Source organism: Mycolicibacterium pallens (assembly GCF_019456675.1).
Lineage (GTDB): Bacteria > Actinomycetota > Actinomycetes > Mycobacteriales > Mycobacteriaceae > Mycobacterium > Mycobacterium crocinum.
On the sequence record NZ_CP080333.1, the window covers coordinates 5,768,604 to 5,784,226 of the forward strand.

Sequence of the window (15,623 nt, forward strand, 5' to 3'; positions counted from 1 at the left end):
GCAGGCTTCCAGTATCACTTTCTTCACACTGGTCCGTGTCGAAACACTGGTATCAGAGGGCACATACGTAACATCGCCTTGTGCTGTCCCGCCGACCTGCGCCGACGCTTGTGTTCACCGCGATCGCGACGACCGTCGTCATCCTGCCGTGGGCGATCACCGGCGTGCCGGGGTCCGAGCGTCCGGACGGGCCGAAGGCCGCTGACACCGTTCTCGCCCAGCAACCGCTCACCGGAGTCGGCGGCGGGGTGACGGTCCGCGAGATCAGCCAGCCGACGCCGTTCTCCTTGGTCGCGCTGACAGGTACTGACCTCACCGGGACCTCGGCACGGGTGCGCGCGAAGCGACCGGACGGCTCGTGGGGCCCGTGGTACGACGCCGACACCCTGGAGTCCAACGCCGACGACAGCCAGCACGGCGGTCCGCGCGGCACCGACCCGGTGTTCGTCGGCACCACCACGTCGGTACAGATCGCGGTGACCCGGCCGCCCAACGCCCCGGTCACCACCGCCCCACCCGAGACCGGCCTGGATGCCGGCAAGGAACTCGGCTATGTGCCCGCGACCGCCGAACACACCTTCGCGCAGAACATTTCGGCGGTGTTGATCACCCCGCCCAAGGCGCCGGTCGATTCACAGTGGCAGCCGCCGACGGCAGCGCTGGGACCGGGTCAGCCACCTAACATCATCAGCCGCGCCCAGTGGGGTGCCGATGAGCACATCCGTTGCGGTAACACCGCGTATGGCAACGGGATTCGAGCCGCAGTGGTCCACCACACCGCGGGCAGCAACGACTACGCGCCCGAGGACTCGGCGGAGATCGTGCGCTCGATCTACGCCTATCACACCCGCACTCTGGGCTGGTGCGACATCGCCTACAACGCACTGGTGGACAAGTACGGCCAGGTCTTCGAGGGCCGCGCCGGCGGCATCACCAAGGACGTATTGGGCTCGCACACAGGCGGTTTCAACACGGACGTGTGGGGCGTGTCCATGATCGGTGACTTCGAGGACGTGCCACCCACCGACATCCTGGTCCGCACCGTCGGCAGGCTGCTCGGCTGGCGGCTGGGCTTGGACCACGTCAACCCAACGGGCACCGTGATGCTGCGGTCGGCCGGCGGCGACTACACCTTCTTCCCCGCCGGGGCGACGCCCACGCTGCCGACGATCTTCGCCCACCGCGACGTCGGCAACACCGCATGCCCGGGCAACGCCGGTTATGCGGCGCTGAACCAGATCCGGGACATCGCATCGCGATTCAACCGGCCACCGGACCTGATGGACTCGCTGCGCGGCGGCGCGATCCTGACCAAGTGGGAAGCCATGGGCGGCAAGGACAGTCCGCTCGGCATGCCGATCACGCCGGAGGCGGCCGCCGACGGCAATGCGCGGTACGTGACGTTCGAGCACGGCGCCATCTACTGGTCGCCGACCACCGACGCGCAGCCGCTCACCGGTGCGATCTACGAAGCCTGGGCATCGCTGGGTTATGAGCGCGGCGCGCTGGGCCTGCCGACCAGCGGCGAGATCCAGGAACCCGAGTGGATCGTGCAGAACTTCCAGCACGGCACCCTCAACTTCGACCGGCAGACCCACAACGTCCTGCGGGTGGTCGACGGGCTGACCCTGGTGATGCCACCGCCTCCTGCCGACGGGCCGCCGGTGCAGCTGGAGCGGTTCAGCCGCATCACCAATCCGGTGACCTGACTAGAGCCACCAGCGTTCGAGCACCCGGGCCAAGCCGTCGTCGGAGTTCGGCCCGGTCACCTCATTGGCAGCAGCGACCGCCTCCGGGTGAGCGTTGCCCATCGCGACACCCAGGCCGGCCCAGCGCAGCATCGGCACGTCGTTGGGCATGTCGCCGAACGCGATGACGTCCTCGGCGGCGATCCCCAGCGGCCGGGCGAGGTGTTCGACGCCCGTCGCCTTGCTGGTCCCGGTCGGGTTGATCTCGATCAGGCCGTTGTTGGTGGAGTAGGTGATATCTCCCTGTGAGCCAAGATGTTTGGCGAGTTCGGCGGCCATCTGCGAACTGCGGGCACCGGCCTTGCGGATCAGCAGCTTCACTGCGGGCGCGCTGAGCAGGTCCTCGATCGCGACCTCGGTGTTGTCCGGGTTGAGCCAGGCGTGCTCGTAACCCGGTGAGCTGACGAACTGTGGTGTCGCCGAGTCGTGCGCGCTGCGACCCACCCGCTCGACGGCCAGGCCGGCACCCGGGATCACCCGGGTGGCGATATCGGCGAGTTCGGTGAGGACGTCAACGCTCAACGTGCGCGCGGAGATGATGCGGTCCTGTTCGGGGTCGTAGATCACGGCTCCGTTGGCACACACCGCCATCGGCGCGAACCCCAGTTCATCGACGACCGGCGTAATCCATCGCGGCGGGCGGCCCGTCGCCAGCACGAACTGAACGCCGGAGGCCACTGCGGCCTGCACCGCGCTGCGGGTGCGCGGTGTGACGTGCTCGTCCTCGTCGAGAAGGGTGCCATCCACATCGGTGGCGATCATCAGGGGCAACATCAACGGTGTTCCGTTGCGCGACGGGCACGTTCGGCCAACTCGGCCTCGTCGAGCTTCTTGGCCTGCTCCAGGGTCGGGGCGGCACCGCCGAGCTCCGCGGGCACCCAGTGCTCGCCCGGCGGATGCGGATACGCCGTCTGCACCTCCCGCAGGATCGTGCTCATCTGGGTCCTGAGCCGGTCTTCCAGCTCGACGGCCGTCCCCGCCGGCGGCAGTGGCCGACCGTAGCGCACGGCGAACGGGATCTTGTTGCGGCGCAACTGTTTCGGGTGGTCCTTGGTCCACACCCGATGGGCACCCCAGACGATGCAGGGCACGATCGGAACCTGAGCCTCCAGCGCCATGCGTGCCGCGCCGCTCTTGAAGTCCTTCAGAACGAAGGCCCGGCTGATCGTGGCCTCGGGATAGACACCAACCAGCTCACCGGCCTTGAGCTGACGCACCGCTTCGGCGTAGGCGTTCGCGCCGGCCTGCCGGTTCACCGGGATGGTGCCCGTGTGTCTGATCAGGAAGTTGACCACCCGCACGTTCTGCATCTCGGCCTTGATCATGAACCGGATGCGGCGCCTGCGGCGGCGGGTGCCCAACGCGGCGGGGAGGAAGTCGACGTAGCTGGTGTGGTTGATCGCGACCACGGCACCGCCGTCGGCAGGGATGTTGTCGAGACCTTCGAACGTGATCTTGGTCCCCGCCGCCCGGACCACGATCGAGGCGACGATCTCCAGGGTGCGGAAAACGGGTTCCATACGGGCTACCCCGGCGACCCTGGCGGGTCTGGGCGCTCGGCCCGCCTCGCGGCTTTCTCGGCGGCCTCGGCGGCGTCCATCGCGGATGCCTCGGCCAGCGTCGGGGCACTCCCGCCGAGTCGGCGGGGAACCCAGAATTCTCCGGCCGGGTGAGGGCCGTAGGCGTCCTGCACCTGTTCGAGCAGATGCTGCATGCGCGAGTGCAGCAACGCGGTCAACTCGTTGGCAGGCAGCGTCGGCTCGATGGGCTCGCCGACCGCGATCGCGATCGGCACCTTGGGACGCCACATCTTGCGTGGGTGCCCCTTGGTCCAGATGCGCTGAGCGCCCCACACGATGTGCGGGATGATCGGCACGTCGGCGGCGATGGCCATGCGCGCCGCACCCGACTTGAACTCCTTGAGCTCGAAGCTGCGGCTGATCGTCGCCTCGGGGTACACACCGACCAGCTCGCCGGCCTTCAGCGCCAGGCACGCCGCGTCGAACGAGGCGGCGCCGCTGGCCCGGTCCACCGGAATGTGACGCAGGCTGCGCATGATCGGGCCGGTGACGTGAGAGTCGAAGACCTCTTGTTTGGCCATGAAACGGACCTTGCGGCCGCGGCCCTGCAGATAGGCGGGCAGCCCGGCAAAGGTGAAGTCGAAGTAGCTGGTGTGGTTGATCGCCACGACCGCCCCGCCGGTCGTGGGCAGGTTCTCGACGCCGGTGACGGTGAACTTCAAGCCCTGCGCACGCCACGTCAGGCGGGCGAGCTGAATGACTGTGCCGTATACCGGTTCCACAGCGGTCAGCCTATCTCGCGAACCGCCGGCAGCTAAGCTCGTGGAGGGTGCAGCTACCACGGAAAAGGGGATTTGTGCAGGTCACAAGCATCGGCCACGCCGGTTTTCGGATCGACACCCAGGCGGGAAGCATCCTGTGCGACCCCTGGCTGAACCCTGCCTACTTCGGCTCGTGGTTCGTCTTCCCCGACAACAGCGGCCTGGACTGGGCCGCCCTGGGTGACTGCGACTATCTCTACGTCTCGCACCTGCACAAGGACCACTTCGACCCCCAGCTGCTCACCGAGTACGTCAACAAGGACGCGATGGTCCTGCTGCCGGACTTCCCGGTGCCCGACCTCAAGCGCGAACTCGAGGCGCTCGGCTTCCACCGCTTCTACGAGACCACCGACTCCGTCAAGCACCGCATCAGCGGGCCCAAGGGCGAGCTCGACGTGATGATCGTGTCGCTGCGCGCCCCGGCCGACGGGCCGATCGGCGACTCCGGGCTGATCGTCTCCGACGGCACCACCACGGTGTTCAACATGAACGACTCGCGGCCGCTGGCGGTGGACGTGCTGGCCGATGCGTTCGGCCACATCGACGTGCACATGCTGCAGTACTCGGGCGCGATCTGGTACCCGATGGTCTACGACATGCCCGAGCGCGCCAAGCAGTCCTTCGGCACCCAGAAACGTCAGCGTGGAATGGACCGCTGTCGGCAGTTCATCGCCGATGTCGATGCGACGTGGGTGATCCCGTCGGCCGGGCCGCCGTGCTTCCTGGATCCCGACCTGCGTTACCTCAACGACGACCACGGTGACCCAGCCAACATCTTCCCCGACCAGATGGTGTTCCTCGACCAGATGCGTCAGAACGGCAACGACGGCGGCCTGCTGATGATCCCCGGTTCGGTCGCCGATTTCACTGGGAAGCAACTGAATTCGCTTACCCATCCGGTTCCGACAGCTGAGGTCGAGGCGATCTTCACCACCGGCAAGGCCGACTACATCGCCGAGTACGCCGAACGGATGGCACCGGTGCTCGCCGCCGAGAAGGCACGGTGGGCGCCGGCGACAGGTGAGTCGCTGCTGGAACCGCTGCGCGCGAAGTTCGAGCCGATCATGCTGCAGAGCGATCAGATCTGTGATGGCATCGGCTATGCGGTGGAGCTGCGCGTCGGGCCAGAGACGGTCGTGCTGGATTTCCCGAAACGTGCTGTGCGCGAGCCGATTGCTGACGAGAAGTTCCGGTACGGATTCGAGATCGCTCCGGAGTTGGTCCGGACGGTGTTGCGGGACAACGAGCCGGACTGGGTCAACACGATCTTCCTGTCCACCCGGTTCCGGGCGTGGCGGGTCGGTGGCTACAACGAGTACCTGTACACCTTCTTCAAGTGCCTCACCGACGAGCGGATCGCCTACGCGGACGGCTGGTTCGCCGAGACACACGACGACACCAGCGACGTGGAGTTGGGTGGCTACACGATTCAGCGCCGCTGTCCCCACCTGAAGGCCGACCTGTCGAAATTCGGTGTGGTGGAAGGCTCGACCTTGACGTGCAATCTGCACGGCTGGCAATGGAATCTGGAGAACGGACGATGCCTGACCACCAAGGGCCACGAGTTGCGGTGTTCGAAACAATGAGCGCCCCGCCGCAGCAGCACTACGACGACGGCCTGGTGCAACTGGACCGTTACGCGTTGACCTTGCGGCGCTATCACTTTCCGTCGGGAACCTCCAAAGTCATTCCGCTGCAGTCTATCCGGGGATACAAGGCGGAGCCGCTGGGTATGTGGATGCAACGGTTCCGACTGTGGGGAAGTTCGGATCTGCGGCGCTGGCTGCCACTGGACATCTACCGTCCGATCAAGTCGACCCTGGTCACGCTCGACGTGCCAGGCACAAATCCCAGCCCGGCGTTTACCCCGGTCAAGCCGCGGGAGTTCATGAAGGTGTTGGACGAGCTACTCAAGGTCGACTAGTCAGCAGTCGTCACAGGACCGCGTCGGCTAGGCGGTCGACTTGGTCGATGTCAGCGACGCATGGGTAGAACACGAGACCGTCGAAGCCCAGGTCCTCATAGGCGCGTACGGTCGCCGCTGCCTCGTCGGGCGAGGTGACCATGTCGGCGACATTGATGGCGGCGTAATCGGGTTTGAATCCGTAGTAGCTCTGCAGGTGGGCGCGACCGGCGGCGACAGTTTGGGCGTCGCCGAATGTGAAGTTGACGCTGGCCTGGAGCCGGGGGCGCCCCGCGCGATTCGCCTCTGCCCACGCCGCGCGCACTCGGTCGGCGCTCATAGATTGTTCGGCGTACTGGCGGACTGCGCCTGCCGTCCAGCCATCGCCGATCGTCGCGGCGCGGTGGAACGTCACGTCGGCCCGTCCACCAAAAAGCAGCGGAATCCTCACTGGGGCAGCACAGATCGCCTTGTCGCCGCCGACAACCTGGCCATCGCACGTATCGCGTAGCACGGACACGGTCTGGTCGAGGATGCGGCCGCGGCGCCGATAGTCCACCGCGACGGCGGTGTAGTCGTCGGGTCGGCTTCCGACACCCAGGCCCAGCGTGAGTCGGCCGCCAGATGCCGCGGCGAGTGTGGTGGCCTGCTTGGCCAGCAGCACCGCCGGATACAGCGGAGCCAGCAGCACATTCGTCATCAAGCCGATGGTGGTGGTGGCGCCCGCGGCCACCGATAACGCAACGAGGGAGTCGAGGCTTTCATAGACCAGTCGGTCGATCACCGCGAGTTCAGCGAAGCCGCGCCGTTCGGCGTGATGCGCCCACTGGGCGGTCAGCGTCCCCCGCACGTGCGCGATGTGGCTGGGCAGTCCGATACCGATGTCCATGGTGAAGTCTCCTCAACGGTTACTGCTGCGAACATGTCGTCGTACTGGCCGTCCTGGGCGGCGCGTCGCGAGGGCGCCCGTCAGTTCGACGCGTTCCAGGCTGACAGCGATGCCATCGAAATGATGATTGCTCAGGCCGAATTGATAAGAAGTCGTCAGCTAAGGCGGCTCAGGCGCATAGTATTCGCTGTGATCGACGATCTGGATGCACAGATTCTGCATGCCCTTCAGTTGGCGCCTCGGGTGTCGTTTCGCCGGATCGCCGCCGTCGTCGAGTCCACCGAGGCGACCGTCGCCCGGCGCTACCATCGCTTGCGCCGAGACGGGGTGGTGCGTGTTGTCGGGATACAGAACCGCTGGGTGGACGGTGAAGCGAGCTGGTTGTGCCGAATGCGCGCCGCCCCCGAGCACATACCGAAGATCGCCGACGCACTAATCCGCAGACCGGATGTGTCCCACGCCAACGTGTTGGCGGGATGGACTGATCTGGTCTGCGTCATCCGCGCCCCGCTGATCGAAGGTCGCGAGGATCTTCTGCAGCTGCTGCCACGAACGACGTCGGTCACCGATATCACCATCGACCTGCTGCTGCACACGTTCGGCGACCCCGCCCGAGCGCCGTGGACGGGCTACGGGCATGCACTCAACGCCCAGCAGGCTGAAGAGATCGTGGCCGAACGGGCAGTCCCGGAATCATGGGACCGACCGTGCAAGGTCAGCCCAGAGGACGCGCCCGTCTTGGAGGCGCTGGCCGAAGACGGGCGCACGCCACAGTCGAAACTCGCAGCCCTCTCGGGCTGGTCGGTGGCACGAGTGGGCCGGCGGCTCGCGGCGTTGGAAGCCTGCGGCGCGTTGTACTACGACGTCGATGTGCTACCCGAGCGACTCGGCCACCACCTCAGCGCGATGCTGTGGCTGACAGTCGCACCCAAGGACGTACACCGGGTAGGCGAAGGCATCGCAGCGCACGACCAGATCGCCTTCGCCGGCGCTACGAGTGGGTCAAGGAACGTGGTGGCGATCGCCATCTGCCGAGACGCCGGCGATCTATACCGTTATCTCAGTGAGCAACTCGGCAAGATAGAGGAGGTCCTCGGCTACGAGGTGAACATCCGCACTCAACGCCTCAAACAACACGGATCGGTGGTTTCCCGCGGACGACTGGTCAATCCCCGCCCTACCCGCATTGCGCGCTGAGTCCGCTCAAGATCCCACGCCGAGATCGACGAAATGCTGCGATCTACTCGCACTTTCGCGGCCAAATGTCGGTTTGGGCGCAGAATTTAAGGCTGCCAGACCAGCTGGCGCAGTTCGGATGCGGCATCGCTCTCGGTGTCGTAGACCCGCACGATGGCCTCGTCACCCGGCTGCAGGTAGGTCGACTCCCCCAGCTTGGTGTAACGCGTCGCGCCGATGCCGATGAGCACTCGCTCCGGGCGTCCCGACGCCACCATCAGTGCGCCGACATCCTCCAAAGGCGTGTCGGGAGAACCCTTTTGGTTGGCCAGCCGTTCGACGATCCAGTCCAGCAGCACCTCGCCGTAGTACGAGTAGCCCAGCAGCGGACTGTCCACCCCGTACTCGTGGTGCTTACCGTCGGCGGTGCGCAGATGGCACAGCAGTCGCAGGGTTGCTGTCGGGCCGTCCGGGGTGAGGTCGCTGATGTCGAAGAACTGGTGCGCAACGCCTTTCGAGGAGGGCCCCCAGTTCTTCTTGTGACTGATCTTGGCTGCGTTGGGGCGACGGATCGAGCAGTCGTTGAACGCGCCAAGCGCAAACGGCCGCAACGTGACCACGGTGTCGCCCTCCCAGACGACGTCGCAGGCCAACCCGACCTCGGGCTCGATCTGCAGATTCAGCGGCCCGTCGGCCTCCGTCGTCTCCGGCACCATCAGCGCGTCGTGGGACAGTGGGAACTCCCCCAGGAAGCTGTCGTGTCCGGGCGCATACCACGGAAAGATCCCCTTGGGTGCGACACCCTCGCTGGCGACGTTGACGAAATCAACTGCCTCACCGGCCTGTTCGAGGTGGCCGGCGAAGTTTCCGGCCACACCGAAGCCGAACCAGCTTTTGACTTCATCGAGGTCGAGTTCGATCACGGTTGCAGGACCTCCGTCCCCACATAAGGCACCAGGGCGGCGGGAATACGCACACTGCCGTCAGGCTGCTGATGGTTTTCCAGGATCGCGACCAGCCACCGCGTCGTAGCAAGCGTCCCGTTGAGCGTCGCCGCGATCTGCGGCTTGCCGTTCTCGTCGCGATAGCGGGTGGCCAGCCGGCGGGCCTGGAACGTCGTGCAATTCGACGTCGAGGTCAGCTCGCGGTAGGCCTGCTGGGTGGGAACCCATGCCTCACAATCGAACTTGCGCGCCGCGGACGAGCCGAGGTCACCGGCGGCCACATCGATCACCCGGTACGGCACGTCGATGAGCTCGAGCATCTGCCGCTGCCAGCCGAGCAGCCGCTGATGTTCGGCCTCGGCGTCCTCGGGACGGCAGTAGACGAAGCCCTCCACCTTGTCGAACTGGTGCACGCGGATGATGCCCCGGGTGTCCTTGCCGTAACTGCCGGCCTCGCGCCGGAAGCAGGACGACCACCCGGCGTAGCGCAGCGGGCCGCTCGAGAGGTCGAGGATCTCGTCGGAGTGATAGCCGGCCAGGGGCACCTCGGAGGTACCGACCAGATAGAGGTCGTCGTCCTCCAGGTGATAGATCTCGTCAGCATGGGCACCGAGGAATCCGGTGCCGGCCATCACCTCGGGGCGCACCAGGACCGGCGGGATCATCAGCGTGAAACCGTTGTCGGTCGCCACCCGAACCGCCAGTTGCAGCAGACCGAGTTGCAGGAGGGCACCGCGGCCGGTCAGGAAGTAGAACCGCGAGCCGGACACCTTGGCGCCGCGCTCCATGTCGATCAGGCCGAGCGACTCGCCGAGTTCGAGGTGATCCTTCGGGTTCTCGATCTCCCGCGGCTGGCCCACCACGTCGAGCACGACGAAATCGTCCTCGCCGCCGGAGGGAACACCGGGGATGATGACGTTCTGAATGGCCATGTGCGCGCTGGTGAACGCCGCTTCGGCCTGGGCCTGCTCGGCCTCGGCCGATTTGACCTGCGCAGCAAGCTCTTTGGCGTGTTCGAGCAGCGCGGGCCGCTCGTCGGGGGACGCCGAACCGACCTTCTTACTGGCGGCCTTCTGCTCGGCCCGCAGTGAATCGGCCTTCGAGATGGCCGCCCGGCGTGCGCTGTCGGCGTCCAGAAGGGCGTCGACGAGGCCCGGGTCCTCACCACGGCTGAGCTGGGACCGCCGCACCGCATCGGGGTCGTCGCGCAGCAGTTTCAGGTCGATCACGCCCGCAACCCTAGCCACTGGCCCCAGCCACCGCGTCGGCCCCTCCGGCCGACGGCACAGCACAACCCCATAACATTACAACTGCATCACTTGTCACACGCCTCGGCGCGGCTGCCACAATAGAGGCGATGCTGCAGTTATCCGAGCACGAGGACGTCACGCCTGAGCTGCCCCAATCGGGCGCACCGAGGCGGACGTTCCTAGGCACTTTCCAGGCCACGTCGACCCGGCGGGCCCTGTTGCTGACCGCGCTCGGCGGCCTGTTGATCGCCGGTGTCGTCACCGCCCTGCCGATCGGCTACAACAATCGGCTCGCGGGGTACGCCGGCTCCGATCCGCTGTCGGGAGCAAAGGGAACGGCGGCGTTCGCCAACGCCAAATCGGGTAGCTGCCTGAACTGGCCGGACAAGAGCCCCGACGCGGCCACCATCGTGGACTGCAAGGGTGACCACAAGTTCGAGGTCGCTGAATCCGTCGACATGCGCACCTATCCGGGAACCGAATACGGCCCCAACGCCGCCCCGCCGAGCGCCGCGCGCATCCAGCAGATCAGCCTGGAGCAGTGCCAGCCGGCCGTCGAGCGGTACCTCGGCGCCAAGTACGACCCGAACAGCAAGTTCTCGATCAGCATGCTGTGGTCCGGTGACAAGGCGTGGAAGCAGGACGGCGAGCGGCGCATGCTGTGCGGCCTGCAACTGCCAGGCACCGACAACCAGCAGACGGCCTTCAAGGGCCGGGTGGCCGAGATCGACCAGTCCAAGGTCTGGCCGGCCGGCACCTGCCTCGGCATCGATCCGCCGACCAACCAGCCGACCGACATCCCGGTCGACTGCGGCGCCCCGCACGCCATGGAGGTCACCGGTGCGGTGAACCTGGAGGAGAAGTTCTCCGCCGGGTTGCCCTCGGATGCCGATCAGGACGCTTTCATCAAGGACGCCTGCACCCGGATGACCGACGCCTACCTGACGCCGCTGCAACTCCGGTCGACGACGCTGACTCTCATCTACAGCACGATCTCGCTGCCCAGCTGGACCGCAGGCAGCCACCAGGTGGCCTGCAGCATCGGCGCCACCCTCGGCAACGGCGGCTGGGCGACGCTGATCAACCCGGCCAAGGGTGCGCTGCTGATCAACGGCATGCCCCCGGTCCCGCCGCCTGACATCCCCCAGGAGAGGTTGAGCCTGCCCTCGATCCCGCTGCTGCCATCGATGCCGACGACGCAATACTCGCCGTCGACCGACAGCAGCAGCGGCAGTGGGTCGAGCCAGTCCACCGATTCGACCCAGACTCAGCACCTGCCGCAGCAGCAGACGCAGCAGACGCAGGCGCCGACGTCGACCGCGGCACCCACCACGGCCGCCGCGGTGCCGCCGGCCGACGGCAACGTCGTCAACGGGCAGCCGGTGCCCGCCGGCCCGCCGCCGGCATCCGATGCGCCGCCCATGGACTCTCCGCCGCCCGCGGGCCCGCCGCCCGGGCCGGCCGACGCACCCGTTCCGCCGCCCGCCTAGTGCCCGTCCGGATGGACCCGGCGCGGTTCGAGGAATTGGTCGGCGACGCACTGGATCTCATTCCGCCCGGGCTGGCCAAAGCGATCGACAACGTCGTGATCATGGTCGAGGATCATCACCCGGAGGATCCGGATCTGCTGGGTCTCTACGAGGGAGTCGCGCTCACCGAGCGTGATTCGAGCTATGCCGGATCACTGCCCGATACCGTCACGATCTATCGAGAGCCGCTGCTCGACATGTGCGACACCGAAACCGAGGTGGTCGAGGAGGTCGCGATCACCGTAATCCACGAGATCGCACATCATTTCGGCATCGACGACGATCGACTGCACGAATTGGGTTGGGGCTGAACGACGTCAGCGCGGCGGGTCACCCTGCCAGGTGAAGCTGTTGACGTACTTGCCCATGTCCTGGGCGATCTGCAGGTTGGCGCCCGACGGCAGTCCTGGACCGAAATCCGGACCGAAGGCGTGGTATGGGCCGACCGCGCCGGCGACCAACGCCAGATCGTTCTTGACCGCCACCAACAGCACGGTGCGAAGACGGATGTAGCTGTTCGACGTGCCCTGCGGCCAGGTGTCGGCAACCTCGCCGTACCCGGGCTGGTAGCCGACCATCGCATTGGGAATCTCGTAGGCGATCTTGGCGTCGGGGAACTTCTGCTTCAGCAGGTCGCGGGCGATGGTCTGCGGGTCGCGGCCTCTGGCCGGCTCGGAAAACAGTTGCAGCACACCGGTATCGCCGCCGGTGAACTTCGCGGTCACCCCGTTGCCCTGGGTGGAGACCTCGTAGGCCGAGCCGGCGGTCGGATACGACACCGAGAACGAGCCGTCGGCCGCGGTGAAGCGGGGCAGGCCCGTCACCGGTGTGCCCATCGGCGGCGCGCCGCATTCCGGGGGGCACATGTAACGCGGGACCTTCTTGGTGACCGTCAACGACACCCCGACCAGAATCAGGGCGACGGCGACGATGCCGGCCATCCACAACCCGATCGTGCGGCGCAGCCGCGGACGCCGCACTTCCGGGGCGACATACATGCCCGCCGGCAGTGCGTAGCCGACGAACTGCTCCGCGTCGGAAGCAGCCGAGGGTGTGGTCACGACCCCTCCGTGGCGACCTGCCGCACCGGGCGCACCTCACGCCGCTCATGTCGTGACGCTCGCGACGACGCCCTGGTCGCCACACCGCAGGCCGGACAGAACGCCATGTCGGGCACCACATGCTGGCAGTGGATGCACAGTATCGGCTCGTGTTGCTCGACCGGATCGTGCGCCTCGTGAAGCAGCGCCAGTTGCAACCCGATTCGCAACAGCACCAGCACCACCGCGGTCATGACGAGATGGACCGTGAGCATCCGAAGTTGCGGCATCCCCATGATGTCGGTGACCGCGACCCCGGTGTGGATGAGCACCACCACGACCGCCAGCACAAACAGCATGGTGCGGATCCGGCGCGGACGCTCGTGGGGGTTGGTGTCTTGGCCCTTGAACCACAGGGCGATACCGATCATGCCGCCGGCCGCCGCGGCGGTGAGTGGAATCGTCACCCCGCACAGCAGCGCCTCGACGATCAGGCCCTTGATGGGTCGGCTGCGCGCCAAGAGTCCGGTGGCGAACTGCGGCGCCAGCCGGGTCAACGTGGCACCGGCGGCGAACGTCAGCGCCGTCAGCGCACCAACGACGAAGCCGTCCAACGACTCTCGCGAGTTGGGCCGCAACAGGCGCACGAGGACGATGGGCACCAGCATGAGCACCATGCCGCCGGCCGGAATGATGATGCCTTCACGCAGGAGGTGATGAATCGCCATACCCGCGGCCATCGGGACGCCGTAGGCGCGGGCGACCATCTGGCCGGTCAACAACGTCCAACCCACACCCAGGGCCGCGCCCAGCGTGCCGGCCAACACCAAAGACCACGGGGACATGTCGCGATAGACCGCCGATTCGGCGAGATACAGCACGAACAGCAGCGGCAGGCCCAGGGCCGCAACGGTGATCAGCGCGGCAGGCATCTTCACGAGGGCGAAGACGACGAGGCCGAGAAGGATGAGCGCCAGCCCTATCCGGAACGGGGTGCGCGAACGCTGCGGCAGATGCGGGAACAGCGAGCTGGCGACCGCCGGTAGCAACACGCTTTCGCCGGGCGAGGCGCCGAATGTGTCGCCGCGCAGCCGCGCCAGCCAGTTGGGTCCCCGCCGGTGTTCGTCGGTGGCGTGTGCACCGCAGTAGCCGCAGAACGCTCCGGCCGGGACGTCGATTTGGCAGACCGAGCACTCCATCGTCGGGACTTCATCGGTCCCGTTTTCCGGCGAGCTCATCCGGCCACCTTCTGGGTCACGAGAATATTCTGCGCGAGGTTCTCCACATTCGGAGTACCCAGCCCCGTCACCAGGTCGTACCCGGGTGCGGCGTTGGCCACGGCGTTACCGCCGAGGACGACATCGCGAAACGCGGGCAACGGCGTGCCCTGGGCGATGGTGTACAGCACCGGGTTGATGTTGCCGATCAGCGAGCCGCCCTTGTCGACCACGTACTGGTTCATCAACGCGGTCAGTCCGGCCCAGATGGGTGCGGCCAGCGAGGTGCCGCCCCCGACGATGACCTGCTGGTTGAACACGATCTGCACACCGGTGAACGGGTCGGCGACCGCCGCGATATCCGGGGTCAACCGCTTGCCGTCACCCTTGGGGGCGGTGAGGTGCTGCTGCCAGTCGGGGCGCTCGAAGAGGGCTGACACACCCCCGCCGGTGCCCTGCGACAGCGGCGGATCGAACCAGGACTGCTCGGCCAGCCAGTCGCCCTTGTCGTCGGTGGACACCGTCGTGCCGCCGACGTCCGTCATCTCCGGCATCGAGGCCACCGCGTCCAGCCCGACGTCGTTGTCGCTGGGTGGAGCCGACCATTCGTCGCCGCCCTTGCAGTCGAGCCCGGCCAGGTCGCCGCTCGCGTCGTACGCCGTCGTCCCCGAGCGGTGCGCGGCCGACAGCGCCGCCCGCACCGGCACCAGGTCGGCGGCGGTGATGAGTTTGTCGCATCCCCAGCCGATCGAAAAGCTCCACACCGCACCCGGATACGTGCGTTCGGTGTCCTCCATCAGCTTGGCGATCTTCTCGTACGAGCCGTCGCCCTCGACCGTGGACCGCGCGTTGACGAGGACCTTCTTGGCGTCGGGGGCGATCGCGTGAATGGCCTCGAGGTCCATGGTCGCCTCGCCGCGGCGCGCGGGTGGCATGCCGCCGACGACGTCGGGCGTGAATTTCGGCAGGGTGAAGCTCGTGGCGAAGGTGTCGAGGTCGGCCTGATCGAATCCGTCGAACGCGAAGACGACGACCGTCGTGCCCTTGCCCTTATAACCCTTGTCGTGCAACGGCATTGCGTTGTAGGTGCGCAGGAGCGCGCTGGGGCTCAGCCCTTGATCGGGCACCTCCAGCGGCAGCATCCAGGTCTTGGATTCGCGGTGCGGGGTGTAGCCGAGGATGCGGCCGAGGCCGGCCACCTCGACGTTGAGCGACTGCGGGACCGACGGCTGTTGGGGCGAGGCGTAGAACACCTGGCCGCGCTTACCGCGGTAGTCGTGAACATCCACATCGAAGGCGCCGGACACCGCGCTGGGCGCACCTTCCAGGATCGCCCAGCTGTCGCCCGGACGCCATCGCACGGAAAGACCTTGTTGGACAGCCCATCCCATCAGAAGGTCCGGACGCGAATCGTCACGCAGCGCAGCAGTCAGCTGAACGTGATCGGTGCGTGCCGGACCGAGGTCGACGGAGCTCGCCAGTAGAGACGCATACGGGCCGCTGATCGCACCGTCGGCGGCGGGTGCCGGCGAACGGTGCAGATCAGCGACCAATAGTACAGCGGCGGTCAGCATCGCCGACAGCCC

Annotated in this window: 15 protein-coding genes; 6 read left to right on the plus strand and 9 right to left on the minus strand. The window is 66.8% G+C overall.

Going from position 1 to position 15,623, the window contains the following annotated elements; translation table 11 throughout:
* The first annotated feature begins 80 nt into the window (after positions 1–80).
* Positions 81–1,709: an N-acetylmuramoyl-L-alanine amidase gene (locus tag K0O64_RS28215; RefSeq protein WP_071948609.1), complete on the plus strand. Its 1,629-nt coding sequence runs from the start codon at positions 81–83 to the stop codon at positions 1,707–1,709.
* Here K0O64_RS28215 and K0O64_RS28220 read toward each other — a convergent pair whose 3' ends face one another.
* From K0O64_RS28220 to K0O64_RS28230, 3 genes are read right to left on the minus strand one after another with little or no spacing between them, the layout of a single operon-like run.
* Positions 1,710–2,522: a Cof-type HAD-IIB family hydrolase gene (locus tag K0O64_RS28220; RefSeq protein ID WP_083542797.1), complete on the minus strand. Its 813-nt coding sequence runs from the start codon at positions 2,520–2,522 to the stop codon at positions 1,710–1,712.
* On the minus strand, positions 2,522–3,268 hold the full coding sequence (locus tag K0O64_RS28225; protein WP_071948607.1) for a lysophospholipid acyltransferase family protein: 747 nt from the start codon (positions 3,266–3,268) through the stop codon (positions 2,522–2,524). Before K0O64_RS28225 ends, K0O64_RS28220 begins: the two co-directional genes overlap by 1 nt.
* Before the next feature lie 5 nt (positions 3,269–3,273).
* The gene (locus K0O64_RS28230; RefSeq protein WP_071948606.1) at positions 3,274–4,050 is read right to left on the minus strand and encodes a lysophospholipid acyltransferase family protein; all 777 of its coding nucleotides are present in this window, start codon (positions 4,048–4,050) and stop codon (positions 3,274–3,276) included.
* A gap of 74 nt (positions 4,051–4,124) precedes the next feature.
* Here K0O64_RS28230 and K0O64_RS28235 point away from each other — a divergent pair, with 74 nt between their 5' ends.
* Both K0O64_RS28235 and K0O64_RS28240 read left to right on the plus strand, forming a co-directional pair.
* On the plus strand, positions 4,125–5,675 hold the full coding sequence (locus K0O64_RS28235; RefSeq protein WP_071948605.1) for an MBL fold metallo-hydrolase: 1,551 nt from the start codon (positions 4,125–4,127) through the stop codon (positions 5,673–5,675).
* Positions 5,672–6,013 (plus strand): hypothetical protein, encoded by a 342-nt coding sequence (locus tag K0O64_RS28240; protein WP_071948604.1) that lies wholly within the window; start codon positions 5,672–5,674, stop codon positions 6,011–6,013. Before K0O64_RS28235 ends, K0O64_RS28240 begins: the two co-directional genes overlap by 4 nt.
* A 10-nt stretch (positions 6,014–6,023) precedes the next feature.
* Here K0O64_RS28240 and K0O64_RS28245 read toward each other — a convergent pair whose 3' ends face one another.
* Positions 6,024–6,881, minus strand: a complete 858-nt coding sequence (locus K0O64_RS28245) for an LLM class flavin-dependent oxidoreductase (RefSeq protein WP_071948603.1) — start codon at positions 6,879–6,881, stop codon at positions 6,024–6,026.
* 123 nt (positions 6,882–7,004) lie between these two features.
* Here K0O64_RS28245 and K0O64_RS28250 point away from each other — a divergent pair, with 123 nt between their 5' ends.
* Positions 7,005–8,078 (plus strand): Lrp/AsnC family transcriptional regulator, encoded by a 1,074-nt coding sequence (locus K0O64_RS28250; protein WP_083542978.1) that lies wholly within the window; start codon positions 7,005–7,007, stop codon positions 8,076–8,078.
* An 86-nt stretch (positions 8,079–8,164) separates the two neighbouring features.
* On the opposite strand, the gene K0O64_RS28255 is transcribed toward K0O64_RS28250, so the two are convergent.
* Together K0O64_RS28255 and serS are read right to left on the minus strand one after the other, a co-directional pair.
* Complete coding sequence (locus tag K0O64_RS28255; protein ID WP_071948601.1) at positions 8,165–8,980, minus strand: DUF5718 family protein; 816 nt, start codon at positions 8,978–8,980, stop codon at positions 8,165–8,167.
* Positions 8,977–10,230, minus strand: a complete 1,254-nt coding sequence (gene serS / locus K0O64_RS28260; RefSeq protein WP_071948600.1) for a serine--tRNA ligase — start codon at positions 10,228–10,230, stop codon at positions 8,977–8,979. The genes K0O64_RS28255 and serS overlap by 4 nt, the downstream gene beginning before the upstream one ends.
* A gap of 119 nt (positions 10,231–10,349) precedes the next feature.
* Here serS and K0O64_RS28265 point away from each other — a divergent pair, with 119 nt between their 5' ends.
* Both K0O64_RS28265 and K0O64_RS28270 read left to right on the plus strand, forming a co-directional pair.
* Positions 10,350–11,741: a septum formation family protein gene (locus tag K0O64_RS28265; protein ID WP_225933792.1), complete on the plus strand. Its 1,392-nt coding sequence runs from the start codon at positions 10,350–10,352 to the stop codon at positions 11,739–11,741.
* Complete coding sequence (locus tag K0O64_RS28270) at positions 11,741–12,091, plus strand: metallopeptidase family protein (protein WP_071948598.1); 351 nt, start codon at positions 11,741–11,743, stop codon at positions 12,089–12,091. The genes K0O64_RS28265 and K0O64_RS28270 overlap by 1 nt, the downstream gene beginning before the upstream one ends.
* Positions 12,092–12,097: 6 nt before the next feature.
* On the opposite strand, the gene K0O64_RS28275 is transcribed toward K0O64_RS28270, so the two are convergent.
* Genes K0O64_RS28275 through K0O64_RS28285 form a run of 3 tightly spaced genes read right to left on the minus strand, consistent with a single transcriptional unit; the run spans position 12,098 to position 15,611 of the window.
* On the minus strand, positions 12,098–12,778 hold the full coding sequence (locus K0O64_RS28275) for a hypothetical protein (RefSeq protein ID WP_071950232.1): 681 nt from the start codon (positions 12,776–12,778) through the stop codon (positions 12,098–12,100).
* A gap of 59 nt (positions 12,779–12,837) precedes the next feature.
* Complete coding sequence (locus K0O64_RS28280; protein WP_071948597.1) at positions 12,838–14,058, minus strand: zinc ribbon domain-containing protein; 1,221 nt, start codon at positions 14,056–14,058, stop codon at positions 12,838–12,840.
* Positions 14,055–15,611 carry a S53 family peptidase gene (locus tag K0O64_RS28285; RefSeq protein ID WP_220046545.1) on the minus strand — a complete coding sequence of 519 codons (1,557 nt, stop codon included), beginning with the start codon at positions 15,609–15,611 and terminating at the stop codon, positions 14,055–14,057. Before K0O64_RS28285 ends, K0O64_RS28280 begins: the two co-directional genes overlap by 4 nt.
* Positions 15,612–15,623 lie beyond the last annotated feature (12 nt).